At 39.8% G+C, this 25786-nt stretch carries 21 protein-coding genes; 10 read left to right on the plus strand and 11 right to left on the minus strand.

The window, feature by feature from the left end:
* Positions 1 to 18 precede the first annotated feature (18 nt).
* Positions 19 to 2214, plus strand: a complete 2196-nt coding sequence (locus FTU13_RS07340; RefSeq protein WP_180126655.1) for a TonB-dependent siderophore receptor — start codon at positions 19 to 21, stop codon at positions 2212 to 2214.
* Between the two features lie 37 nt (positions 2215 to 2251).
* Here the strand turns inward: FTU13_RS07340 and FTU13_RS07345 are convergent, their stop codons facing one another.
* Both FTU13_RS07345 and FTU13_RS07350 read right to left on the minus strand, forming a co-directional pair.
* The gene (locus FTU13_RS07345; RefSeq protein ID WP_180126653.1) at positions 2252 to 3259 is read right to left on the minus strand and encodes a hypothetical protein; all 1008 of its coding nucleotides are present in this window, start codon (positions 3257 to 3259) and stop codon (positions 2252 to 2254) included.
* A gap of 46 nt (positions 3260 to 3305) precedes the next feature.
* Positions 3306 to 4346 carry an alpha/beta fold hydrolase gene (locus FTU13_RS07350; protein ID WP_373423849.1) on the minus strand — a complete coding sequence of 347 codons (1041 nt, stop codon included), beginning with the start codon at positions 4344 to 4346 and terminating at the stop codon, positions 3306 to 3308.
* Positions 4347 to 4680: 334 nt separating this feature from the next.
* Here FTU13_RS07350 and FTU13_RS07355 point away from each other — a divergent pair, with 334 nt between their 5' ends.
* Positions 4681 to 5295, plus strand: coding sequence for a carbonic anhydrase (locus FTU13_RS07355; RefSeq protein WP_111884438.1), 615 nt, complete (start codon positions 4681 to 4683; stop codon positions 5293 to 5295).
* A gap of 83 nt (positions 5296 to 5378) precedes the next feature.
* Here the strand turns inward: FTU13_RS07355 and FTU13_RS07360 are convergent, their stop codons facing one another.
* Positions 5379 to 6008 (minus strand): arylesterase, encoded by a 630-nt coding sequence (locus tag FTU13_RS07360; RefSeq protein ID WP_078189940.1) that lies wholly within the window; start codon positions 6006 to 6008, stop codon positions 5379 to 5381.
* Between the two features lie 11 nt (positions 6009 to 6019).
* On the opposite strand from FTU13_RS07360, the gene FTU13_RS07365 reads away from it, so the two are divergent.
* Both FTU13_RS07365 and FTU13_RS07370 read left to right on the plus strand, forming a co-directional pair.
* Positions 6020 to 6751: an ABC transporter ATP-binding protein gene (locus FTU13_RS07365; protein WP_180126652.1), complete on the plus strand. Its 732-nt coding sequence runs from the start codon at positions 6020 to 6022 to the stop codon at positions 6749 to 6751.
* Positions 6748 to 9249 carry an ABC transporter permease gene (locus tag FTU13_RS07370; RefSeq protein ID WP_180126650.1) on the plus strand — a complete coding sequence of 834 codons (2502 nt, stop codon included), beginning with the start codon at positions 6748 to 6750 and terminating at the stop codon, positions 9247 to 9249. Before FTU13_RS07365 ends, FTU13_RS07370 begins: the two co-directional genes overlap by 4 nt.
* 129 nt (positions 9250 to 9378) lie before the next feature.
* Here FTU13_RS07370 and FTU13_RS07375 read toward each other — a convergent pair whose 3' ends face one another.
* A complete protein-coding gene (locus FTU13_RS07375) occupies positions 9379 to 10203 on the minus strand; it encodes a rhomboid family intramembrane serine protease (RefSeq protein WP_180126648.1) in 825 nt (274 codons plus the stop codon).
* Positions 10204 to 10281: 78 nt separating this feature from the next.
* On the opposite strand from FTU13_RS07375, the gene mtgA reads away from it, so the two are divergent.
* Positions 10282 to 10959 (plus strand): monofunctional biosynthetic peptidoglycan transglycosylase, encoded by a 678-nt coding sequence (gene mtgA / locus FTU13_RS07380; RefSeq protein WP_078193019.1) that lies wholly within the window; start codon positions 10282 to 10284, stop codon positions 10957 to 10959.
* A gap of 146 nt (positions 10960 to 11105) precedes the next feature.
* On the plus strand, positions 11106 to 13187 hold the full coding sequence (gene ppk1 / locus FTU13_RS07385; protein ID WP_180126646.1) for a polyphosphate kinase 1: 2082 nt from the start codon (positions 11106 to 11108) through the stop codon (positions 13185 to 13187).
* Positions 13188 to 13270: 83 nt separating this feature from the next.
* On the opposite strand, the gene FTU13_RS07390 is transcribed toward ppk1, so the two are convergent.
* The 5 genes from FTU13_RS07390 to rubA form a co-directional block, all read right to left on the minus strand.
* On the minus strand, positions 13271 to 13882 hold the full coding sequence (locus tag FTU13_RS07390; RefSeq protein WP_180126645.1) for a response regulator transcription factor: 612 nt from the start codon (positions 13880 to 13882) through the stop codon (positions 13271 to 13273).
* Between the two features lie 760 nt (positions 13883 to 14642).
* Positions 14643 to 15548 (minus strand): LysR family transcriptional regulator OxyR, encoded by a 906-nt coding sequence (oxyR, locus tag FTU13_RS07395; protein WP_180035348.1) that lies wholly within the window; start codon positions 15546 to 15548, stop codon positions 14643 to 14645.
* Between the two features lie 11 nt (positions 15549 to 15559).
* Positions 15560 to 16498, minus strand: a complete 939-nt coding sequence (estB, locus tag FTU13_RS07400; RefSeq protein WP_078189932.1) for an esterase EstB — start codon at positions 16496 to 16498, stop codon at positions 15560 to 15562.
* Between the two features lie 58 nt (positions 16499 to 16556).
* On the minus strand, positions 16557 to 17735 hold the full coding sequence (locus tag FTU13_RS07405) for an NAD(P)/FAD-dependent oxidoreductase (RefSeq protein ID WP_180024096.1): 1179 nt from the start codon (positions 17733 to 17735) through the stop codon (positions 16557 to 16559).
* Between the two features lie 77 nt (positions 17736 to 17812).
* Positions 17813 to 17977: a rubredoxin RubA gene (gene rubA / locus FTU13_RS07410; protein WP_005179369.1), complete on the minus strand. Its 165-nt coding sequence runs from the start codon at positions 17975 to 17977 to the stop codon at positions 17813 to 17815.
* A gap of 527 nt (positions 17978 to 18504) precedes the next feature.
* Here rubA and FTU13_RS07415 point away from each other — a divergent pair.
* On the plus strand, positions 18505 to 19050 hold the full coding sequence (locus FTU13_RS07415) for an adenine phosphoribosyltransferase (RefSeq protein ID WP_078189930.1): 546 nt from the start codon (positions 18505 to 18507) through the stop codon (positions 19048 to 19050).
* A 92-nt stretch (positions 19051 to 19142) separates the two neighbouring features.
* On the opposite strand, the gene FTU13_RS07420 is transcribed toward FTU13_RS07415, so the two are convergent.
* On the minus strand, positions 19143 to 19655 hold the full coding sequence (locus FTU13_RS07420; protein WP_180126643.1) for a YqiA/YcfP family alpha/beta fold hydrolase: 513 nt from the start codon (positions 19653 to 19655) through the stop codon (positions 19143 to 19145).
* A gap of 461 nt (positions 19656 to 20116) precedes the next feature.
* Between FTU13_RS07420 and lysS the strand changes: the two genes are divergently transcribed.
* Together lysS and FTU13_RS07430 are read left to right on the plus strand one after the other, a co-directional pair.
* Positions 20117 to 21643 (plus strand): lysine--tRNA ligase, encoded by a 1527-nt coding sequence (lysS, locus tag FTU13_RS07425; protein WP_180020646.1) that lies wholly within the window; start codon positions 20117 to 20119, stop codon positions 21641 to 21643.
* A 169-nt stretch (positions 21644 to 21812) separates the two neighbouring features.
* Positions 21813 to 23264, plus strand: a complete 1452-nt coding sequence (locus tag FTU13_RS07430; protein ID WP_180126641.1) for a capsule assembly Wzi family protein — start codon at positions 21813 to 21815, stop codon at positions 23262 to 23264.
* Positions 23265 to 23617: 353 nt separating this feature from the next.
* On the opposite strand, the gene trpS is transcribed toward FTU13_RS07430, so the two are convergent.
* Positions 23618 to 24631, minus strand: coding sequence for a tryptophan--tRNA ligase (gene trpS, locus FTU13_RS07435; RefSeq protein ID WP_180126640.1), 1014 nt, complete (start codon positions 24629 to 24631; stop codon positions 23618 to 23620).
* A gap of 202 nt (positions 24632 to 24833) precedes the next feature.
* Here trpS and FTU13_RS07440 point away from each other — a divergent pair, with 202 nt between their 5' ends.
* On the plus strand, positions 24834 to 25760 hold the full coding sequence (locus tag FTU13_RS07440) for a DUF808 domain-containing protein (RefSeq protein WP_180126638.1): 927 nt from the start codon (positions 24834 to 24836) through the stop codon (positions 25758 to 25760).
* Positions 25761 to 25786: the final 26 nt, after the last annotated feature.

Consider the following 25786-nt stretch of genomic DNA (forward strand, 5'->3'; position numbering starts at 1 on the left):
TTTATTTGGAAGCACTCAATGACCAAACAACTATTAAAATCAACGCTTACACTTTCAATACTCTGTGCCTTGGTAAGTTTGACGCATGCAGGAGATGTGCACACTGAAGCACCAGATGAATCCGTAACGAAGATGGAAACCATTGTTGTTACTGCAGCAGAACAAGTTAAACAATCATTAGGTGCTTCAAAAATTACGGCAGAAGATTTAGAAAAAATGCCGGTTGTGAATGATATTTCAGAATATGTGCGCCGTATGCCGGGTGTAAATTTGACTGGTAACAGTGCCACAGGCCAGCGAGGGAATAACCGTCAGATTGATATCCGTGGAATGGGGCCTGAAAACACGTTGATCTTAATTGATGGCAAGCCTGTAAATTCGAGAAACTCAGTACGTTATGGCTGGCGTGGTGAGCGTGATACACGTGGTGATTCGAACTGGGTACCTGCAGATGCTATTGAGTCGATTGAAGTGCTGCGTGGTCCAGCAGCAGCGCGTTATGGTTCAGGTGCGATGGGTGGTGTGGTCAATATTAAAACCAAGAAAGTGACCAATGAAGTGCATGGCTCTGTGGAAGTTTTTACCAATCAGCCCGAAGATGCTAAAGAGGGCGCAAGTCACCGTGAGAGCTTTAACTTAAGCGGGCCAATTCTTAAAGATGTCCTTTCATATCGTTTATACGGTAGTTATAACAAAACCGATTCAGATGCTGCGGATATTAATGCTTTAATGAACAATGGCGCGCGTATGGCGGGTCGAGAAGGCGTAGAGAATAAAGATATTGCTGGGCGCTTGGCTTGGCAGTTGAATGATCAACAAGTCTTGATGTTTGATGCAAGTGTTGGCCGCCAAGGCAACCGTTTTGCAGGCGACAGTCAAAACAGTGTATTTGATCCAGCCGATCCAAACAAAGCACCAATTTTATCGGCTTTAATCGGTGAAGAAACCAATACCATTTATCGTGATAGTTTTGCATTAACCCATGAAGGTACGTGGGGTTGGGGTGACAGTAAAATCATAGCGCAATATGACAAAACCAAAAATAAGCGCTTACCTGAAGGTACAGGCGGTAGTACAGAGGGACAGATTAATAATCTTGAAAATAAACAAACGTCACATCTAGAAACCGTTCGTCTTAATGCAGAAACCAATCTGCCGTTCCAATGGTATGTTCCACAGGTATTAACTTTAGGCGTTGAGTGGGTCGAAGATGACTTTACCGATACGGTTAATACACAAGCTGGCGCAGGCGGTTTTGGTGATGTGCTGACTTCAGGTGACCGTTCACAAATGGATTCACGGATTGCGTCGGCCTATATTGAAAACAATATGAATTTGGGCGAGAGCACCGATGTCGTTTTGGCACTACGCTATGATAATCATAGTAAATCGGGTGATAGCTGGAGTCCAAGTCTCAATATTACGCAAAAGCTTGGCGACTATTGGACATTAAAAGGTGGTGTGGCTAAGGCGTATAAAGCACCTAATATGTACCAAAATGCGGAAGGTTATCTGTTAAGTACTCGCGGTAATGGCTGTCCGATTGGGCTGAGCCAATGTCTATTACAAGGTAATGGCGATCTCAAACCTGAAACTTCAGTGAATAAAGAATTAGGTGTACAGTTTGAAAAAGACATCGTAAATGCAGGCTTTGCATGGTTTCGTAATGATTATAAAAATAAGATCGTTGCTGGGGATACACGTCTAGAAGAACTAGAAGTAAATGGAACAACATATAATGTACTGCGTTGGATGAATACGCCAGAAGCCTTGGTTGAAGGTGTTGAAGGAAGTATTTCTTTGGACTGGGGTGATATCACGTGGACTAATAACGTCACCTATATGATCAACTCTGAAGATAAACGTACTGGCAATCCACTGTCAGTGATTCCAAATTACACAATAAACTCTATTTTGAACTACAACATCACGGATCGATTAGACAGTAACTTTGTCTATACCCAATATGGTCGTCAAAAACCACGTCAATATGCAGAAACCAGTCTTGAAAGCAAAAATGGCTTGGCGATGGATAGCGTGAAAAGTTATGGCATTGCAGGCATTAACTTTGGTTATAAATTTAATGCGGCTTTAAGTGCTCGTATCGGTGTGAATAACCTATTTGATGAGCAAAAACTGCGTGATAAAACGGTCAACCAAACATATAACGAGCCGGGTCGTGCTTACTATGCTAGTTTGAAATACCAATTCTAAGTAGTTCCAAAAGAAAAGCCGCTTAACGCGGCTTTTTTTATGCTTGGATATTTAAAATTTTCAGTGCTTCACTTGAGTAGTAAAACTGTTCTAAATACAGACGGGAACGCTCACGTATATATCCTGACTCAATCATTTGCTGAACGATAGGATTGAGTAAGTTTTGAAGTTCATGCTGAATCAGTGCTTCATCAATATTTAAATCACGCAGCAATAAATCAAAAGAGCGTTCTGCATTACGCACGTACCAAGCGTATACGCCATCATGCACTTGCTGTTTCATATACTCAGACTGTCGCATAAAGTCCCAAATTTCATGACCCATGGCAACTGTTTGCGGCAAGTCCTGAACTTCAACATAGTTCTTTAATACTGAAACTGGCAGCGCTTTAATTTTATGCCACAAATTGGCTTGAAAATGGTACAGCTTATGATCATCAAAGTGCTGATTTAACACGGTTTCACTCATTTGACTGAGCTTTAAAATATTCTTTTGCAAGTATTTGCTGACCGCATTATCTAAATTGGTATCAGTGACATTTTCCAGTACCGATTTCCCCATTTTCATAAATCGTGAAACACCGGGTACCGATTTTGCAATCACTGAGTTGTCTAAATAATCTTGTATCGCATGTTGAATCAACTGACTGATCATGGCTGAAAATGCAGGATTGTTGACCATGGTATGAATTAAACGCTGACGATGTCCTTGTTTACTCGCCACATATTGTGCAATTTTATCGATGGTCAACACTGGAATGATTTCGGCAATTGTGGTGCTGTCATTTGCAGGGTGAATCAGTGCAAATTTGATATGTTCAGCAATTTGCTCAATTAGGAATTGACTTGCAGGGGTATTTAAAATTTGTTTCTGCAACAAGGCATTGATTTGATCAAAGCTCCAAATCTGCTGCAAAGATTGTTTACGAAACCATTGATAAAAATGGGTGAATTCAGTGGCTACGGTATCATTGTGTGAAAAGCTCTGATCTAAAAAGTTCAGTTGAGCGTCAATCAACTGCTCAATCATCGGGTTTTTCTGCATACTTTCCCTGAAGTCCCAGTCATGGGGATCTAAAAATGGCGAATGCTCAGTTTAACTGAATCAGTTTATCTACCAAAGGGTTTTTAAACTTTTGACTTTTCGCAAGGAAAGGCAAGTAATGGTCTGCAACTTGTTGTTCAGCTTCTAAGATTGGCATATGACCGACGTTATTTAAAATCACTGGGGTTTCTGCACGTTTCAGTAACGACTTGAGTTCGCCAGCCACTTCAACATTAAAGATTTTATCTTGTTTGCCCCAAAGGATCAGGGTCGGGGCTTCCACTGTTCGTGTTAAACGAGCAAAAGTTTCAGGGGTGTAGATTCGATTGAGCGTGACGACTTGATCGATCATTTTACTGGTGAAGGGCGCACGCGCAATTAAGATATTCTCCTGCGCTTCTTTAAGCTGTGTCGGAACATTGGGCGGATTTTGCATGAGTTTATGCATAACATCATCTAAATCACCCGGTTTTGAAACAATTAAATTTTTAAGTTTATACGGGTCACGGGTATAACTGGTATTGGCTTGTTTATAAATGCCCGCGCTGTTGAGTAAAAATAAGCTTTGGGTGTCAAAAGGATATTGAGAGGCATATACCGTGGCAATGGAACCACCCAATGAGTGACCTGCAACATTTAGTTTATCTTCAATATCTATTTTAAGGACAAACTGGCGTAGTTGTTCCGTGACATTCGGCACTGAGACATCAAAATCGACAGGGACATGGGTATCGCCATTGGCCGGAAGGTCGGGGATGATCACGTGATAGTTCGGTGTTAAATAATGCGCAACACGATTCCAATTATCACGTGTGCCGCCTAAACCATGAATTAGCAAAATGGTCGGTTTAGAGCGTTGACCGCCTTCGCTATAACTCCAATTCACATTGCCGACTTGAACGCTATGTGTAACTAAACCAGCCGCTTTACGTTCTTGGCTCAAATAGTTTTGCACGATAGAGGGTACAGCCAGGTTTTTGCTGATGGGAGACGGATTTGCAGCCAAAGCATGGTTGGCAGTAAACGTCATACAGCAAATTGTTGCTAGCTTGAAAAAGCCAAAAACGCGTGAATGATGTCCTTTCATTGACGTTTACCCCAGTTAAATCGAATCGATATATTTTTTAGATCATTTATATGACTATTATCAGAATGGGCTGAAATAGCAAAAGCGTATATTTATGAAATATATTGTAAATTAAAAATGACCTTTGTCATCCATTGCTTTTTTGATGTGGTTAAACTTGCGTTTTAATAATGTGAACCATTACAGAAAAAATATTTTTTTTTGATGAATGTAGACTAGCATTTTCTATCAAGTAGCATCGTCTTAGAAAAAATTCATAGCAATTGTTTTTGCAAGTGACAATCGATTCGACTGGGATTAAAATATTGCAACTTCGGATAAGGGTAATTAGAACATGCTAACAGCAGCAGAAGCTTTAGATCGTTTAAAAAAAGGGAATCAACGTTTTGTAGACGGTGAAACGAATCACCCAAAGCTTTTGACGCATCAACAACGTGCTGAAATGGCCGAAAGCCAAGAACCTTTTGCGATTATTTTAGGGTGTTCAGACTCACGTGTTCCTGCTGAAATGGTATTTGACCAAGGCTTAGGCGATTTATTCGTGATTCGTGTTGCAGGTAATATTGTGGCACCGTCTCAAGTCGGTAGCGTGGAATTTGCAGCAGAAAGTTTTGGATGTCCTGTGGTCATTGTATTGGGTCATACACACTGTGGCGCGATTCATTCTACGATTGAAGCTTTAACTAACCCTGCGACACCGCCATCAGCAAATTTGATGTCGATTGTGAACCGCGTTCGTCCATCTGTAGAAATACTCATGCAAACTGAATTGAAAGATGACCTCGAAAAACTTTCAATGCATGCAGTACGTTCAAACGTTTTTGCATCAGTAAATCAACTGCGTCATGGTTCAGCAGTCCTCGAAAACTTAATTGCGCAAGGCAAATTAAAAGTGGTGGGCGCTGAGTATTCACTCGAAACGGGTGAAGTGAGCTTCTACGATTTCTAAGCAAATTACAGTAAATACAAGATTTAAAAAAAGGCGCTCAAATGAAGCGCCTTTTTTAACGAATCCATTTTCACCAATTAAATTTACAAGCTGGCTTTAATCAATGGATAAGCATTATTCAGCAAAATTGGTTGCGCTTTGGCATTTGGGTGAATTTGATCTTGTTGCATCAAATTTTTATGCCCCGCCACGCCTTGCATAAAGAAAGGTAATAATTTGACTTTGTACTGTTGGCTCAACACTTGATAGTTATTTTCAAAAGCTTGGCTATATGCCTTGCCATAATTCGGTGGAATTTTCATTCCAAATAAAATCACTTTCGATTTGGCCTGTTGGCTTTTTTGAATCAGCTGCGCTAAATTTTTTTGAATTTGTGCAGGGGGCTGTCCGCGTAAACCATCATTACCACCTAACTCAATCACCACAAGGTCTGGACGATGAGTTTGCAACAGTTTAGGCAGTCGTGCCAAAGCTCCACTGGTGGTTTCACCGCTGACACTTGCATTGACCACTTTATGTTGTTTCGGATACTGTTGGTCTAGACGTTTTTGTAATAAGTGGACCCAACCTTGCTGCACTGAAACACCGTAACCTGCACTTAAGCTATCGCCCAAAATCATAATGGTTTTGGCAGAGAGCAGCATCGGGCAGAACATCAGTGCAATAGCCAGCAAGTAACTCAATAGACGATTATTTTGAATGCGATTTTGCATATAGGGAAGATATGACCCAATTCACGACAGATGTTGACATCATGCCACAGGCGATTATTTCTGCACAGCAATTGACACAAAAGATACAACTTCCACAAAAACAGTTATCGATCTTTGAACACCTCGATCTTGAAATCTTTGCAGGGGAACAGGTTGCGATTACCGGTCGTTCTGGTTCAGGTAAATCCACCTTGTTGGGGATTTTGGCGACCTTAGATCAAGCCAGTTCTGGACAGTTACAGGTCTGTGGTCAGGACATTCATTTATTAAATGAAGAACAGCGTGCTCAAGTCCGTTTGGCCCATATTGGTTTCGTCTTTCAGTCCTTCCAGTTGTTACCACACTTAACGGCACTGGAAAATGTCATGCTGCCACTCCGGTTACAAGCAAATTTTCAGGTCAAAGCTGCCGAAGAAAAAGCATTAAAACTGTTAGCAAAGGTCGGACTAGAACGACAAGCGCATCAAGCCCCTAAAGTTTTATCGGGTGGTGAGCAGCAACGGGTTGCGATTGCCCGTGCTTTGGTGAGTGAACCCGATCTGATCTTTGCAGATGAACCAACAGGTAATTTAGACAGTGCAACGGCACAGGAAATTGAACAACTGTTATTTCAGTTAAATCGTGAAATGGGAACCACTTTGGTATTGGTGACGCATGATGCCGATTTGGCCCGTCAATGTCAGCGCCACTTTGAATTGGTCAATGGTCAATTGATTGAGCATCGAACAGGAGATGCTGCATGAATCTTTTGGCACTGTTTCGACCACTCTTACAGCTGAGTTTTAAAACCACGGGTGTGTATTTATTATTGATCGCACTGACCTTGGCGATCAGTGCCACCACGGCTTTAAAGTTTAGCAATGTACAAATTCAAAATGCTGTAGCGCTACAAGCTGCTGAAATGTTGGCAGCAGACTTGGTGCTGACAGCCAATGAACCAATTCCACAAGAGTGGCAACAACAAGCCAAAGCACTGCAATTAAAACAATCGAATGTCACGCTATTTAGCAGCATGGCGCATACTGATCAGCAATTTGTCATGGTCAATGTCAAGGCCGTTGATGCCGCATTTCCATTAAGAGGTGAAATCGAAACAGAACCGAAACTAAACCGCTCCATACAAGCAGGTGAGGTTTGGTTAAGTCCGCGTGCCATGGATTTGTTGGGTGTTAAGGTTGGAGATCAGATCAATATTGCTGATGCTGCTTTTCAAGTCAGTGCCAAAATCATCCATGACACCAATCAGGAACTCGGTTTCAGTGGTTTTTCACCGACAGTTATGATTGCGCAGTCTGAGGTGGCGAGAACCAATGCCATCCAAGTCGGGAGTCGGATTGAATATCGCCTGTTAATGGCAGGAGATGCACAAAATACCCAGCGCTTTGAAAAACTGTATAAGCAGAAATTTGGTGATCAAAGCGAAGACAGTGCTGCTAAATCAAATAATGCTCAGGTTCAAGATGCAGCTCAAAGCAGTTTAAAACTGAGAAATGCCAGTGAAGGCAATACCCGATTGATGAAACCGATTGCCAATCTTGAAACGTTTTTACAGCTGGCGAATATTTTAACCATTCTACTTTGTGGTATCGCCATCGCATTAACCAGTCAGCGCTATGTCCAACAAAATCAGGATGCCATTGCACTGATGCGCTGTATTGGATCGACCAAACAGCAAATATTAAGTGCTTATCTGGCTTTACTGTTGGTTGTACTCGGGCTTTCAATCCTGTTTGGAAGTATGATTGGTCTGGGATTGGGCTATGGCTTATTGCAACTCATGCTACAGCTGATTCCTAATTTACAATTAGAGTTTTCAGCCCTGTCTATGCTACTTGGTCCGCTCCCAATTGCAATATTCACCAGTGCGATTGTGTTATTAGGATTTGTTCTTCCAAGTCTTTGGCAATTATTAGGGACACCGCCGGCACGCGTGATACGACAACAAGAGCGTTCTGTACGTTCCATGCTTTGGATGCTCAGTTTCGGAACACTCAGTTTGGTGGTGTTTTGTGTGGTTTTAACTGAAAATTTACAACTCACCCTGTGGCTGATTTGCGCCATCATCTTCCTGTGTGTTGGCCTATATATGATGGTCTGGCTCAGTTTGAAAGCCTTGAAAAGTTGGGGAACGAAAATCTCAGCGTATATACGCACACCGTATCAAACGGCATTTCAAATTACCGCATTAGCATTGGGGCTGAGTCTGATCACGGTTCTAGCGGTATTACGTACAGATTTACTGGAACGTTGGCAACAACAATTGCCACAAGGGACACCTAACCAATTTGTCTATGGATTACCGCCATTTGAGTTGCAGGATTTTAATCAACAACTTAAGTTGCATGGTTGGCAAGGGACGCCGATGTACCCGAATATTCGTGGACGATTAGTTGCCAAAAATGATCTCCCTTTTTCGGATGCTTTAATTAAAAGCAATAATTCATTACGCCGTGAATTGAATCTCACACAGGCTGCAACTTTTCCAAAAGATAATCAGATCATCGCGGGTAGTCAGCAGTTTCAACAAGTCAATGAAGTATCGGTAGAGGTGAAAACCGCACAAGAGCTCGGTATTCAAATTGGAGATCGACTGAGTTTTAGCCTTCCTGAAGGGATTTTGCAAGCCAAGGTGATCAACCTTCGCAGTGTAGAGTGGGAAAGCTTTAGTCCAAACTTCTTCTTTATTTTTTCTCCCCAAACTATGGATGAAAATGCAGGCAGTTATTTGGGGAGTTTCTATGTTCCACCGCAAGATAAAAGTCAGTTAATTGATCTGATTCAGCAGTTTTCGAATACCGTGTTTATTGATGTTAGTCTAATTTTGGATGAGATCAAACGCATCGTCAGCGTATTGGTTCAGATTATTACTATCTTGGCGCTATTGGTCAGTATTTCAGGCATTTTGGTCTTGATCGCATGTTTGAACTTATTTATGGATGAACGCAAAAAAGAAGTGGCATTACTGCGTTCCTTCGGCAGTTCCAAGCAAAAATTAAAGTCGATGCTCAGTTTGGAAGTCGGTTTGATGGGGCTAATTTCGGGTGTTGTGGCATGTATTTTTGCTGAAGTGATCAGCGCGATTGTCAGTTATAAAATGGAATTGGTCATCCAGTTACATGCAGAAATTTGGTTGATCCTCCCATTGGTAATGACCTTAGTCTGTACATTGATTGGACGTTATCGCTTAAGTTATCTTTGCGACATCCCACCCTTAGAAAGCTTACGTGAACTAAATAGTTAAGGGTGGAGATGGTTAACAGCCGAGCAAGTTAAGAGTGGAGCAGGAACCCAGTGCGCAGTTCAGGTTTAGACATGATTTGATGTGTTTTCAACATATCTGTGTTGATAGCCACAGGGTTCATTCCACTGTTTAACGTGCTGAGAGAGATTGCTTCATCAGCAGGATAAAGTGTTCCCAAAGCGGTAAAATCGGTTGGATTAATTGTTGGCAATGCAGATAAAACAGGTAGCATCCGACAGCTGCGGCGATTAGACCGATCATTTGAATGATTAGGGATTGATGTAATTTTTGTCCTAAATACCAAATAAAAGCCAACGCAGCCCCCATCAACATGCCGCCAATATGCGCGGCATTATTAATTCCACTAATCATAAAGCCCATCGCGAGGTTAATGCCCATCACCATCAATAAGGTTTTTTTATCCAGATAAAATTGTTGTTTAGGTAACATCGGAAGCAGCGAAATAATCGTCAACGCTGCACCCAGTCCCATCACTGCACCCGATGCACCTGCACCAATACTCGGGAAAAGCTGCTGATTGGCTGCACCTTCGGCCAATAAAGCATAGCTGTCTTGAATGGTTAAATACCCACTCAACAAACTTCCCATCAGTCCGCCTAAAACATACAGGCCAAGGAAGTAGAAACGACCTAACATTTGCTCGGCAACACTGCCAAAAATATACAAAGCCCACATATTCAACATCAGGTGAATCAGGCCAAAATGAAAAAACATACTGCTGAATAAGCGGATGGGTTCCTCTAAAAAGGTTAAAGGTGCATAATCAGCACCCCAATGCAAAGCATCCAGTGTGTCGGGTTGGCTTACGTTCATTCCATGCAACACTTGCCAGCCAAAGAGTCCAACATTGATGGTAATTAAGAGTGCCGTGATCCACCACAGTTGGATTTGCAGCTTACGGGTTGATACAGCAGGAGGGCTGAGTTCAGACATGCTATTCTTGTACTGTGTCAAAATATTTAAAAATAAGCTTAACATGAAAAAACAGAATTTCTGGAGTAACACACTGACATGAAAGCCTTTATTGTTCGTACATTGTTAATTCTTGTCAGTCTTGTGCTTTTGGTGCAGCTTTGGATCTTTGGTAGTCTGGTGTGGTGGCGTACGCATCCTGTGGAATCCACGATGATGATGCGTTTAGATTATTGGTCTGAGCCCTCCAAACCGATTAAACACGAATGGCGTGATTACGACCAAATCAGTGATTATGTCAAACATGCTGTTGTTGCCGCGGAAGATGGCAAGTTTTTACAACACAAAGGTTTTGATTGGGAAGGCATGCAAAATGCCTTAGAACGTAATAAAGATAAAGGCAAAGTGGTTGCAGGTGGATCGACCATTTCTCAGCAATTGGCAAAAAACTTATTTTTATATAATAAGCGTTCATTTATCCGAAAAGGACAGGAAGCCGTTGCAACATGGATGATGGAACGCATGTGGACGAAGCAGCGCATTTTAGAGGTATATCTCAACTCGGTTGAGTTTGGGGACAACATTTACGGCGTAGAAGCTGCAACACAGCACTATTTTGGTAAAAGTTCACGGAGTTTGAGTCGAGAACAAGCAGCGTTTATTGCGGCTATTTTACCTAATCCAAAATATTATGATGAAAATCGACAAGATCGTAAGCTAAATTATCGTAAGCGCATGATCCAAAAATATATGCGTTATAGCCATATCCCAGATTAATAACAATCGACACACCCGTCAAATGGCATGGTAGCGATTTGAATTACAACAAAAAGCTCATCTTTATGGGCTTTTTTTATGAAATTGTCACAAATTTGAAGCATACTAAACTGAGTACAGCACACATTTTTTAATATGGGTTTGAAATGAATACCGCAGCTGAAGTCGCGCAAGTACCTACTGAATATACTTATAATGATCGTTATATTAATCGAGAGTTATCGATTCTCGACTTTCATCTGCGTGTGCTCGAACAAGCGGTTGATCCGATACATCCATTACTTGAACGCATGAATTTCTTGCTGATCTTTTCACGTAACTTAGACGAATTTTTTGAAATTCGTGTTGCGGGAATGATGGAACAGCTAGACTTAGGCAATGAAAGCCGTAGTCCAGATGGCTTAACACCAAAACAAGTATTAGATGAAATTTCTGCGACAGCGCATGCGGCAATTGAGCGCCAGTATCGTATTTTAAATCAAGAAATTTTACCCAAACTGCGTGAAGAAGACATTTGCTTCTTACGTCGTGGTGAGTTAACCCCTGCACAGTCGGCATGGGTGAAAAAATATTTTCAAGAGCAAGTTGCTCCAGTCTTAACGCCAATTAGCTTAGATCCCGCACATCCATTCCCTCGCTTGGTCAACAAGTCGTTGAATTTTATTGTGACTTTAGAAGGGAAGGATGCGTTTGGCCGTCAGATTGACTTAGCCGTTGTACCTGCACCACGTTCGCTGCCACGTGTCGTTCGGCTTCCTGATGAATTAACTGGTGGCAAAGAGCATCATGTGATGCTATCGGCAATTATTCATGAACATGTCTCTGATTTGTTTCCCGGCATGACGGCGACGGGTTGCTACCAATTCCGCGTGACGCGTAATGCCGATTTGGCTTTAAATGAAGATGTTGAAGATTTGGCTAAAGCCCTCAAAGGTGAGTTGAATTCACGTCGTTTTGGTCGCGCCGTTCGCTTGGAAGTGACAGAAAATTGTCCGCAGCATATTTATGAATATTTGCTTGATGAGTTTGATTTAGAAGAAGAGCAACTGTATAAAGTGGATGGGCCGGTTAACCTTGCACGTTTACTGTCAAACTTTAAACGTCCACATCTACGTTATGACGCGCATATTCCAGTTATTCCGAAAGTACTCAAAAAATCTGAAAACATTTTTAGTGCGATGCAAAAACAAGATATTTTGCTGCACCATCCCTTTGAATCATTCGCACCGGTAATTAATTTACTGCGTGAAGCTGCACGTGATCCACAAGTTTTGGCTATTAAACAAACGCTTTATCGAAGTGGTGCAGATTCGGAGATTGTGCAAGTTTTAGCGGAAGCAGCACGTAATGGTAAAGAGGTCACCGCTGTAATTGAGCTTCGAGCACGATTTGATGAAGAATCAAACATTGCTGTGGCTAATGTATTACAAGAAGCAGGCGCAGTTGTCGTGTATGGCATCGTGGGCTATAAAACTCATGCCAAAATGATTTTGGTGGTACGCCGCGAAAACAATAAATTGGTGCGATATGTGCATTTAGGTACGGGCAACTATCATGCGGGAAATGCGCGTATCTACACGGATTACGGTCTATTAACTACAGATAAAGAACTCTGTGAAGATGTACATCGTATTTTCCAAGAATTGACCGGTATGGGTAAAATGGCGAAGCTAAAAAAACTGCTGCATGCACCATTTACCTTACATACTCAACTCATCAATTATATTGATAATGAAATTGCCAATGCCAAAGCGGGCAAGTCTGCGCAAATTATAGTCAAGGTTAATGCATTAACAGAAGTTCAGTTGATCAATAAACTGTACGAAGCGTCACAAGCAGGTGTACAGATTGATTTAATTATTCGTTCTATTTGTTGTTTGCGTCCAGGTTTACCGGGGCTGTCTGAAAATATTCGCGTGCGCTCTATTGTTGGACGCTTTTTAGAACATACTCGAGTGTATTATTTCAGTAATAATGGTGATTCACGTATTTTCTGTTCAAGTGCAGACTGGATGGATCGTAATTTATTTAATCGCGTGGAAGCCTGTTTCCCAATTGAAGATCCAGCCTTGAAAAAGCGTATTTATCAATTAGGTTTAGTGAATTACTTAAAAGATAATCAGCAAGCTTGGTTGCTCCAAAGTGATGGGCGTTGGATTCGTACGCATGTTCAAGAGGGTGAGGAAGCACACAATTCACAGCATGTGCTTATAGAAGCATTTAAATAAATGCGTTAGAAAAGTAAAAGGGAGCAATGCTCCCTTTATTTTTTTAATTTATAAGTTTTTTGAATCATTTATCTGAACTAAATTTAGCTATAGCTACTAATTTTTCGGTAGATATTTTTAACAAAACCATCAATTTGATACGTTGAAAGTTTTAACTCACGGACCATCTGCTCTTGAGTCGCGCTATGGCTGATCATATCTAAAATTTGGTATTCAGCTGGATTCAGACTGAGCTGTTTAGGTGCTGCATTTTGCGGACTAAAAGTTTCACTCAATAAAAATTTAGCAAAACTTGGATGCAATGCAGCGCCACCTCTTAAAATAGTTTTCAATTGGTTGTAGGTGTCTTCCAACGGTTGTTGAATCAACATATAGGCGGTTGCACCTAACTGAATGGCATGCAAGGTTAAATCTGTAGATTGTTCATTGACTAAAATGATGAGATTACTCGAAGGATAGATCTTTTTGATTTTATGGATGAAAGCGATATCGGACTGCTGAGTGATCACTAAAAAAATTAAATTGGGTAATTGATTGAAAATTTGTTGTTCTGCATCTGCTAAGTTTTCTGAAAATGTGATGAGATCTTCAGGATAACCGAGGTTTCCTAAGATGTTAAACAGCACTGTTTTTGAAGTCATTGCTTGATGATCAATGATCAAAACGGGCACTGGTAATAAAAATTCACTCATCATACATTTCGCTCATTTATTATTTTTAATCAAATTGTATTTCCATAATGTGCATGAAAGTGAATTAGAAAAATATACCTAGAAGTAGTGATTTAGATATCAAAGTATAATTAAGTTATTGTGATATAATGGAATTTAATTAATCGTACGGTTTTCTGTGTTTTTCATTGTGTTGAATGCAAAGATTTATAGGTTTTTCGTTTTTATTTTTAGAGTATTGGTTAAATAATCATCAGATTTAGATTCGAATTGAAAATAATAAATGAAATGTGAAAGCAGTATTTTGACAATTAATAAATTGAACTGTTTCTGATGTGAGTTAATATTCACCTATTGCTTAGTTATTTTAAACATAAATATTAGTGACTATTTAAAATAATGTGTTTTATTTCTCATCAATGATTATTTTATAGCACAAAACACAATTATAAAAAAAAGCCCTTTGAAAATGAATCAGACGTACTTTCTCTAAAATACCTGAAACTAGTGATTTTAACGAAAGTTATATTTTACTAAGATGTATTTATCTTCTTACTTATCTGGCTAGTGTGAAGATATTGTCGAGGCGATGAATTGAGATATACATCAAGTCATATATTACCTTATCAGGCTACCTATTTGGGTTAGCCTATTCTTTTTTTAGATACTGTATTTTTTCATTTTCAATTTTAAACTCATCTCAATATTATTACTTCTGCATTATTCATTTCCGCTAAATAAAAAAAGAGAGCACAGGGCTCTCTTTAATTTTTACACTGATTAATTAGTGTAGATTGTTAGTGATTTTCTGCAAGATTTGAAGCAATACATCAAATTCACTTTGAAGCGGTGTACTCTTACGTGTTACCAATGCCAATGTGCGTGTAGGACTGGCTTCAATTTCTTTCACAGCCAAATCTTCATTGGCTTTGATCATATTGGTATGAACTGCAATTTCAGGCAATAAGGTAAAGCCTAAATCTGCGGAAACCATTTCAACCAAAGTTGGCAATGAGCTTGCTTTTAAACGATGGTCATTTTTACGTTCACCAATCGGACAAGCACTCAAAGCATGATCACGTAAGCAATGGCCTTCTTCAAGCAACATTAAACGAGATAAATCTAGGTCGTCTAAAGATTTCGCTTGAGCTGCATTTTGGTCAGCTTTGTTGTACACCAAGAACAATTTTTCTTTGTTTACTTCTGCAACTTTCAAGCTACGTGTATCGAAAGGAAGAGCAAGTAATACAATATCTAGATTACCGTGCTCGAGTTTCTCAACAATTTTTTCACTTTGCGCTTCATGTAAATGCAATTGAATTTTAGGTAACTGCTTATGCACTTCATCAAGTAAAGGTGCAAGAAGGAAAGGCGCAATGGTCGGAATGACCCCTAGATGTAAATCACCCGTTAGAGGTTCGCTCATTTCACGACTTAAACGCATTAGGTCTTGCGCATCTGCCAATAGAACTCGGGCTCGTCCGACAACTTGTTCGCCAAGAGGAGTTAAACGCACGTTTTGACGGTCGCGTTCTACCAATACGCCACCTAGTAAACGCTCAAGTTCCATGATCCCGCCAGACAAAGTAGACTGGGTGACAAAAGAACGACGCGCAGCTTCAGTAAAGTGTAGCGTTTCTGACAGTGTTACTAGATATGACAGCTGTCTTAAGGATGGTAATGCAGCCATAGTGTCCTAATTTATGATTTAAAGTGATCAGCAAACAAACCGCTAAGATATGGAATAAAATGCGGTGGGATATCATGCCCCATTCCATCAATTAATTCAAATTTAGCACCTGAAATAGCCTTTGCAACGGCCTTACCATGGCTTGGCGGCAGCAAACGGTCACGAGCTCCATGAACCACAATGGTTTTATGCTGAATTTGTTTATCCAACTGCAGCAGGGAACCTGTACATAATATTGCTAAAAACTGTTGAAGTACACCCGCTGGGTAATAACTCCGTTTATAGAGTTTACGTGCAGTTTGTATCGCTTCAAGCTGATTAATATAGCCTGGAGAGCCTATAATATTAAAAACTTTCAGACTATGGTTAATAATGCCATCTTCATCGTTAGATTCAGGTTTTTCAATTAGACTAAATAATTGCTTTGGAAATGGCGGTGGAAGTAAGGGTTGGATGTTACTGGTAAAAAGTAAGCTTAAGTTGTGCACTTTATCTGGATAGCGTGCCGCCACGATTTGAGCAATCATGCCGCCCATCGAAGCGCCTAAAATATGGACTTTATCAAGTCCCATACGATCAATTAACAGTGCAACATCGTCTGCCATATCATATAGATCATAAGGCGCACCTTGATTCTCTAGACCTAAGGCAAAACGTCCCATCAGTTTAAAGGTGTTAAGACGTGGGCCTGGGTTACGAATTTTACTCGACAGACCAATATCGCGATTATCAAAGCGAATAACTCGGTAACCTTGGTCTATTAGGGACTTACAAAAGAAATCAGGCCAATACAACATTTGTGCGCCGAGTCCCATAATCAATAAGATTGCAGGATCTTCAGGATGACCACCCACCTCGACATGAAGTTCAATGCCATTGCCTAACTCTACGCGAGTTTCATGCATAAAAGAGGCATAAGGTGAAATATTAAACTGAAGGGCACTATTCATTGTTATTTTCCTTTAAAAAGGACGTCTATTATTATCAGGACGTCCTTGTATTTAAACCTTAAACTGAAGCAGGAATCAAGTCCGGAACCTGCTTAGTCAAAGTTAAGCGTTGCTTCCCAGCAGTTGCACCGAGCAGTACAAATCCACGTAATACGCCATCTTGATCGATCGCACGGGCAATCATGCCATCTTCAAGCTCTTCTGTTTCCCATTGGGTTTCTACATCAATTGGCGCAGGAAGGACAGTTAAAGGTGCTGCAGGTGTTTTAACGGCTACAGGCATAGCTGGATAATGCACAGCGGTATGTTCACCATTGAGGGTTTTTGCCAAAGCACGTGCTTGTTGCATGATCGGCATGACGTATGGAAGAAGGGTACCATTTACTTCAGCACAGTCACCGACAGCATAGATATCTGCCAAGTTGGTTTCTAAGCCTTTATTGGTTAATACGCCACGACTGGTGTGAATGCCGGCTTGTTTTGCCAAGTTAATTTCAGGCTGTAGACCAATCGCAGACAACACAACATCTGCCACTAAGCTTTGACCATTTGCAAGGCTCACTTGATAGTCACCATTTTCAATACGTGACACTTTGTCGACTGTCGTACCTAAAACGAATTGAATACCCGTTTCTTCTAAATTGCTTTGGAATTTAGCGGCAACATGAGACGGCAGTAGGCGACCCAAAGGTTGCGGAGCTAAATCGACCACCGATACTTTCGCCCCAGTATTTTGGAGATCATTGGCAAATTCACAGCCAATCAAGCCTGCCCCTAAAATCACCACACGTTTATCTTCACGTGCTGCAAGCTGTTTACGGAAAGCTTTGTAGTGATCTAAATTGTTGACGACGTGAATGTCTTCACTGCCATCACCCGAAATAGCTAAGCGAATTGGATTTGCGCCGACTGCTAAAACGAGTTTTGAATATAGTTGTGTTTGAGTTCCATTTTGGCTTTCAATAGTAAGCTCATGTTTTGCTGCATCAATGGATTTAACCCAACTCTTATTGATGATTTGCATATTGAGTTGAGCCGACATTTTTTCGGCATCCCCTAGAGGGATTTGCTCAGGAGTTTTATTACCAACGAGCGCATTGGATAATGTCGGTTTAGCGTAGTTAATGGCATCATCCGCACAGATCATAATAAGTTCTAGTTCAGTATTTAACTTTCGAAATTCACGTGCAACGGCATATCCCGCCATACCAGAACCAATAATGACAATAGGGTGCATACTCAACTCCAAACACATTTCATATTTTTTAAAGACAAAAAAAAGACCATAACGATGATGGCCTTAGATTCTATTTATTAGATTTCAACCATTTCAAAATCTACTTTTGAGACGCCACAGTCTGGGCAAGTCCAATCATCTGGGATATCTTCCCATTTCGTTCCTGCCACGATACCGTCTTGTGGCCAGCCTTCTGCTTCGTCATAAATCCATCCACAAACGATGCACTGATACTTTTTCATTCCATTCTCCAAAAACTGACACAAAATTAAGTCAGTAAATACTTCATAACTGTATAAGTTTATACCTTAAGGCTAATTAGCCTTATACAGTAGACTCTTATGTTAAATTTTTACGCAGTTCTAACGATAAAGTAAAGTGGCTAAGAGTTTAATGAGTGAAATTAAAAGCAGAATGGCAGTGAGGGACAATAAATATCATCAAAACCACAGATCTGGGAAAAATTGTCTGACAATATTTATGCCTATTGATATGTGTATTCGAATACATTTCCGTGAATTGGGTTCTAAATACCGCTTTTTCTATCTTCATAGACTAAAGTCTTGCAGAAAAAATCTCTAAAATCTTTTATTTTATGATTAGGAAAATATATATTTGATATTTTTTAAATAAATACAATATTAATAATCAATAGCTTATGTGAATTCACTGTATTTTAAATATGCATTTTGGAGGGTTGTTAGCTGTTCTTTTCTCTCAAATCGCGTTAAAATTCACACATTCCTCCCTTAATTTATTTTCTCCTATTATGAGTAATTCTACTGCTGCGGCATTGTGGTCTAACATTCGTACTGTCCAAGATTTTCCAAAACCAGGAATTTGTTTCTTTGACCTTACGCCGTTATTTATGAATAACATCGAATCGTTAACTGATGCCCTAATTGCAAGTATTCCAGCTGAGCAATTGGCAGAAGTAGATAGCTTTATTGCAGTTGAAGCGCGTGGTTTTGTTTTGGCAAGCTTACTTGCTCAGCGTACAGGCAAAGGTTTGGTGTTGGTACGTAAAGCCGGAAAATTACCACCACCAGTTGTCGGTGTGGGTTATAGCCTTGAATACGGTTTAGATCGTCTTGAAATGTCAGCTGAAATAGAATCACAAAAAGTAATTATTGTGGATGATGTATTGGCGACGGGCGGTACGCTTCGTGCAGTGAAACAATTGGCTGAAAAATGTAAACACCAAGTTTTAGGCGCAAGCATTTTCTTAGATTTGCCTGACTTGCATAAAGATTTAGGACTAAATATTTGGTCTGTTTTAGATGATAAAACACGTCCTGAAGCAGATGCAGCTTAAGCGTCAGTTTTAAAATGTAAAAAGCCTTGTCTATGACAAGGCTTTTTTATGTCTGATAAAAGCGACGTTGCTGCTTAAGGTTAATGTTAATATTATGATTTATTTTTTAAGTAATTTAATTCGAGATGTTGGATTAAATCATTAATATTTTCAGGGCATTGAAGGCGATGATGTCCGCCATCCATCACTTGAACTTGCATATAGTCTTCGAGTTGTTGTTCTGCTTCATACATATCTAAGATTTCATCGCCACGTTCGATATATGCAATTTGTGGAATATCGTGATCCAAATCCATTTCATTAATTGCAGGGTAGTCGTCGCGAAAGTCTGGATGCAGACTCGGGTTGGCAATTACACACGGAATACGATGAAACAGCGACATTTTTAATGCCCAATATGCCCCGAGACTATGCCCGACGATGATATCGGGCTTAATGGTTTCAATACTCTCGTGGTAAAAATCCGCAACAGTTTGAAAATTTAAGTTGCGATAGTCCACTTCAATGCAGAATTTTTGTTTTGCATTGATGGCATGGAACTTCGTAGATTCACGGGAAGAATCCAATCCATGTAAAAACAGAATTTTCGATAAGCAGGAAGTCATTGTTTTTCTACACACTGTTTTCAAACATTTTTGGATGTGTTGAATATTTTATTTTTCAACAATTTTATGACTTCATTGTAGATAGAATTGTCAAAAAGAGAATTTAGCTTTTGGTCTAATTTATAGGCATTTAAAAGACTTTAGTCTTAAAGAAAATAGATTAAAAGGTTGAATTAAGTTATTGATATATATTTTAATGTATTGATAATTATAAGTATTTTTAAAGCTTTTAGTTATCATCTGATATCATTAAAATGTAGGTTTTCGAGCTTGAGTATTTAATTTTTATCTACTGCACATCTGTAAGGTAGGTTCTATGTCTACCTGAAGGTATAACGATTAAAACATCTTACTTCGATAAATTTCTACTTATTAAAAAAATGCGCGCATTGCTTACTGCTCAATTCAAAGGAAATCTGCTATGCTATGCAACTTCCGTTTTTTAACTATTTGAGACAGAGATGACGCAACATAACGCTCAATCGACTTCTGAACAAGCTATTTCCGAAAACGATTTAATTGCACAGCGTCATGCCAAGTTAGAGCACATCAAAGAGCACGCCAAGGAAACAGGTGTTAGCCCGTGGCCTAACACATTTAAGCGTGAACACTATGCACAAGACCTACAAGATCAATTCGCTGAAAAATCAAAAGAAGAAATTGAAGCAGGCGAAAAGGTTTATGTAAAAGTTGCTGGTCGTGTGATGTTGAACCGTGGTTCATTCATCGTAATCCAAGATATGACTGGTCGTATCCAGCTTTATGTACCACGTAAAGAGTTGGATGCTGATGTTCTTGCAACAATTAAAGCACTCGATTTGGGCGATATTATTGCCATTAAAGGTTATATTGGTCGTTCTGGTAAAGGTGACCTTTATGTTCATATTGAACATTTTGAGCTTTTAACCAAATCACTCCGTCCACTTCCAGACAAATTCCATGGTTTGACTGATACTGAAGTTAAATACCGTAAGCGTTATTTAGACCTCATCATGAACGAAGAAACACGTAAAACTTTTGAAATTCGTGCAAAAGTGGTGTCAGGTATTCGTTCATATTTGAGCAATGAACGTTTCATGGAAGTTGAAACACCAATGATGCATGTGATTCCGGGTGGTGCATCTGCGCGTCCATTCGAAACTCACCACAACGCATTAGATATGCCTTTATTTTTACGTATTGCGCCTGAGCTTTACTTAAAACGTTTGGTCGTTGGTGGTTTTGAGCGCGTGTTCGAAATTAACCGTAACTTCCGTAACGAGGGTGTATCAACACGTCATAATCCAGAATTCACCATGATTGAATTCTACCAAGCATATGCAGACTACAAAGACCTGATGGCTTTGACAGAAAATATGCTTGAAAAATTGGCCATTGACATATTAGGTTCGACTGATGTGCCTTATGGTGATGAAGTGTATAGCTTCAAAGGTCCATTCAAGAAAATTTCGATGTTTGATGCGATTCTTGAACACAACCCAACGTTCACTGCTGAAAATGTATCTGATCGTGAGTTCCTTGCAAACTTTGTTAAAAATGAACTGAAAGAGCAAGTAAAACCTGGTTTTGGTTTAGGCAAACTTCAAACCATCGTATTTGAAGAAACTGTTGAAACAGAACTTCGTCAACCGACATTCATCACAGAATACCCAGCGGAAACTTCACCATTGGCACGTCGTAATGATGAAAATCCACATATTACGGACCGTTTTGAATTCTTCATCGGTGGTCGTGAGTTGGCAAATGGTTTCTCAGAATTAAATGATCCGATTGACCAAGCTGAACGTTTCCAAGCCCAAGTTGCTGAAAAAGATGCGGGTGACGATGAAGCAATGCATTACGATGCAGACTTCATTGAAGCATTGGAATATGGCTTACCTCCTACAGCGGGTGAGGGGATTGGTATTGACCGTTTGGTGATGTTATTTGCGAATGCTGCAAGTATTCGTGAAGTGATCTTATTCCCTCATATGCGTCATAAAAACTAATTTAGTTTTTGAAATAAAAAACCCGCTTAATGCGGGTTTTTTATTTTGTATTTTTATTGAACATCTTTACCTAAATGATGAAAAAAATAAAAGGAGATACAGTTTCACCCTTGAATAAATGAGTTGAAAAATCTAAGGTGGGCTGTGAATTAAACTTGAGAAAAAGAGCATGTATTTAAGAAAGTCACTCTATGCTGCTGTACTGTTTGGATTATCAGTTCCTGTTTTTGCTCAGGGGATTGTATTAAATAATGAAGAGTTACGCGCAGATTTGAATTGGTTGAATCAGCAAGGCGTTATTCAAATTAGTACCTCAACATGGCCAATGAGTGGTGATGAAATACAGCGAGCATTAACTTCTGCAAAAGTGATGACACCTGCACAACAAAAAGTATTACAAAGTATTCAAAATAAATTGACTGCCGAAAATGCATTATTAAAAGCAGAATTGTTTGCAGAGTCAGATAAAAATAATTTACCGCAAAATTTTGGTGATCATCAAAAAGCGCAATATCAAGGTGCACTTGAACTCAACGTTGGTGGTGAAAATTGGGATGGTCGTTTACGTGTAAATGCTGAAGATAAGCAGCAAATTAATAATGATCAAGATGTAAATGTGGAAGGCTCATACATTGCCGGGAAGCTTTGGAACCAATGGTTAATTGCAGGTCAGATTCCGACTTATTGGGGGCCTGGTCATGACGGTAGTTTAATCCGTGGTGATGCGAGTCGTCCTGTGTACGGTGTTACTGCACAGCGTGCACAACAGAATGCTTTTGAAACACCATGGCTATCATGGATCGGCCCTTGGCAGTATCAAGCTTTTGCTGGACAGTTAGATGATTATTCTGCTATCCCAGATGCAAAACTCATTGGACTTCGACTAACTGCACAACCTACTCCATATTTGGAATTGGGAGCATCACGTTCTATACAATGGGGTGGCGAAGGTCGTCCCGAAAGTTTTAGTTCACTTTGGGATGCCTTTATTGGTAATAAAGATAATGGTGGAACAGGTGAGGCTGATCCATCAAATCAAGTCGCGGGTTTTGATGCGCGTTTGAATTTACAACCACTTGTGCAAGTTCCAGTTAGTCTTTACGGCCAATATATTGGTGAAGATGAAGCAGGTGGTTTACCGGCAAAAAGCATGTATCTTGCAGGTGTTGATTATTCTTCAAGTGTAAATAATATGCCTTATCAACTGTATACTGAATGGGTTGATACGCGAACTAATGGTGATGCCAAAGGCATTTCATACAATCACTCTATTTACACAGATGGATACTATCAACATGGCTATCCACTTGGTCATGCATTAGGTGGTGATGCTCAAATGGTTTCAGTGGGTGGGAATATACGTATTGATCCACTAAATCGTCTAAATGGTCGTGTACTTTTTGCAAAAGTTTCTGAAACAGAACGTGCTGCTTTGAACAATGCAGCATTTCCAGAAAAAGATGAATTGAAAGCTCTAGACTTAACTTGGATACATTATTTACGTCCAGATATGCCTTTAAAAATTAATGGTTGGGTGAGTGACTCGGATTTAAATGGTAATGATGGTGGAGCGTCAATTGGAATTGAACTACCATTAGATAAACGTTTATTTCATTACTAATTTATATTTGTTTTTAAAATGATGTATTAATTGAAAAGTCCGCTTATAGCGGACTTTTTTCTATTGGTAATTGTCAATTTTCAGACAAAAAAATACGCAATGATTGGGGTGTTCACTGCGTATAACAACGAATCTGCTTTCACAGGTTCGGTAAAGGAGAAATGTTATGAATTTAGGTATTCCTAAAACATAAGTAGATAATAGAGTGAACGGTCAGTCATTTCATTGGTGTTCACGTTAAGTGATGTTACCTAACGTTAAAACTAAGGAGATTTTGTGAATACCTTCACAAAAAGTGCCTATAAAAAAGCCTTTCACATTGGAAAGGCTTAATTTTATAGAATTTTTTAAATTTAGAAGTGGAATACACCCAGTCCAGATTTAATCTCATCCAACGTTTGTTGGGTAATATCACGGCATCTATCGGTACCAGTTTTTAAAATATCCATGATGTAGTCAGGATCTTTTTGCAATTCTAAACGGCGTTCACGGATCGGGCCGATCAGCTCTTTTAGTACACCTTCAAGACGCTTTTTCACAGTACCATCGCCTAAGCCACCACGACGATAGTGTTCTTTTAATTCTGCAACAGCATCTTTATCAGGGTCGAATGCATCAAGGTAAGTAAATACGACGTTACCTTCCACTTGACCCGGATCTTCAATACGTAAATGATTTGGGTCGGTATACATTGCATTAACAGCTTTCTTGATATCTTTATCAGTCGCGTCAAGCACAATAGTATTGCCCAAAGATTTAGACATTTTTGCTTTGCCATCAAAACCTGGTAGACGGCCTACATTAGAGAGTAAAGCTTTACATTCAGGAAGTACGTCACGACCAATTTGACGGTTTAAACGACGAACAATTTCATTGGTTTGTTCAATCATTGGAATTTGGTCTTCGCCCACCGGAACGACAGATGCTTTAAACGCTGTAATATCGGCAGCTTGAGCCACTGGGTAGCATAAGAAACCTGCAGGAATGTCACGCTCAAATCCACGCATTTGAATCTCAGATTTGATAGTTGGATTACGCTCTAAGCGAGAAACCGTCACAAAGTTCAAATATAACATGGTCAATTCATTCAATGCTGGTAAGCATGATTGAACGCAAATCGTGGTTTTGGTTGGGTCAATTCCTACAGCAAGATAATCGGTTGCGACTTCAATAATATTGCGACGAACTTTTTCGAAGTTATCAGCATTATCAGTTAAGGCTTGAGCATCAGCTAAAAGAAGATGTTGATGATGCGAATCTTGTAAACCTACACGTGAACGTAAAGAACCTACAAAATGACCTAAATGTAATTGTCCAGTCGGACGGTCGCCAGTCAAAATCACTGGACGATTATCTTGAATACTCATTATCTGTTCCAAAGTGGTAGTCAAAGCTACGGCTGATTTTCAAAGAATGTCCCCATTGTACGGCATTCTATTTTTGATTGTTACTGACACAGCACAATTGACTGAAAAATGGGTGAATATTTTGTTAATTATTAAAAAACTAAATACAATTTTAGCGTTAAATAGAATTAGAATATTAAAAAATGCCTAAAGGATAAAAATAATGGCGAGTAGCTTATTAATCTTACTTGATGATATTGCAACTGTGCTGGATGATGTTGCTGTCATGAGTAAGATGGCAGCCAAAAAAACAGCGGGTGTCCTTGGAGATGATTTAGCACTGAATGCACAACAAGTTAGTGGTGTCCGTTCGGATCGTGAACTTCCAGTTGTTTGGTCTGTGGCCAAAGGTTCTTTTGTTAATAAATTAATTTTAGTTCCGGCTGCTTTATTGATTAGTGTGGTTGCGCCTTGGTTGATTACACCGCTTTTGATGATTGGTGGTCTGTTCTTATGCTATGAGGGTGTGGAAAAAGTCCTGCATAGTTTGCATCATAAAAAAGCCAAAACAGAAGAAGTTGCTCGTGAAGAGATGACCCATATTGAAACAGATTTGGTGACTTTTGAAAAAGAAAAAGTCAAAGGTGCCATTCGGACCGATTTTATTTTATCTGCTGAAATTGTGGTGATTTCATTGGGTACGGTTGCAACTGCGGCATTTGGGACCAAGGTCATGGTGCTTTCGGTGATTGCAATTTTAATGACCGTTGGTGTTTATGGTTTTGTCGCGATGATTGTCAAAATTGATGACTTAGGGCTTTATCTCACTCAACAAGCATCACAATTGAAAAAGACCGTTGGACAAGGTTTGTTAGCATTTGCACCTAAGTTGATGAAGACATTGACCATTGTCGGTACGATTGCCATGTTTTTAGTGGGTGGTGGCATCATTACCCATGGTGTACCTTTGCTACACCATTTTATTGAAGGCTCTGTAGATTATGCAGAACATATTCCTACAGTCGGCAGTATTGTGGGTGCATTAACACCGACTTTAATCAATTTAGTGACAGGTTTTATTGCAGGTTTAATCGTGCTGTGTGTCGTATCTTTAGTTCAAAAAGTATGGCCGAAGTCGCAAAAGGATTAATCTGTAAACGCACGGATATCAACTAT

The sequence above is a fragment of the Acinetobacter sp. YH12064 genome (assembly GCF_013419735.1).
GTDB lineage: Bacteria > Pseudomonadota > Gammaproteobacteria > Pseudomonadales > Moraxellaceae > Acinetobacter > Acinetobacter amyesii.